Origin of the sequence: Nitrosospira sp. NpAV (genome assembly GCF_000832065.1) — a bacterium.
Lineage (GTDB): Bacteria > Pseudomonadota > Gammaproteobacteria > Burkholderiales > Nitrosomonadaceae > Nitrosospira.
Genome location: NZ_JXQM01000123.1, coordinates 1 through 532, shown reverse-complemented (window position 1 = coordinate 532; position 532 = coordinate 1). Strand labels below are relative to the sequence as shown.

The window sequence follows — 532 nt, the reverse complement described above, 5'->3', positions numbered from 1 at the left end:
TGCTTCACTCGGCCGGAAATGAAAGTCGAACGTGTCAGCTATGACGTGATGACTCCTTCTGCCGCACACGCTGTGTTTGAAGCCATTCTGTGGAAACCTGCCATTCAGTGGCATATCACCAAAATAGAAGTGCTAAATCCGATTAAATGGATCAATCTGCGGCGCAATGAAGTCGGGGCGGTTATATCAACGCGCAATGTACAGACTGCTATGAACAGTGGTAGCGGCGACCTTGGCCTGCACATTGAGAATGAACGCCAGCAACGTGCTGGGTTATTCCTGCGCGATGTTGCTTATCGTATTCATGCACACTTCGAAATGCGCGATGCCTCACGGCACAAGCATCACTATCCGCATCTGGTGAAACATTCCATCAATGATGCGGAAGAACGGCAAGCGGCTGGCATAGTCAATACCGCGGCAAAATTTCTCGCCATGTTCGAACGTCGCGCTGCCAAAGGACAATGCGTAAACCAGCCTTATCTGGGTTGTCGCGAATTTTCTGCCAGCTTCAGGCTGATCGAGGATATTT

The 532-nt window shown here is 50.2% G+C and carries 1 protein-coding gene; it reads left to right on the top strand.

Features of this window, described 5'->3' with window-relative positions; genetic code table 11:
• Positions 1-532: type I-C CRISPR-associated protein Cas5c (gene cas5c / locus SQ11_RS15570; RefSeq protein WP_156972539.1), on the top strand; the 532-nt coding region annotated here is incomplete at both ends.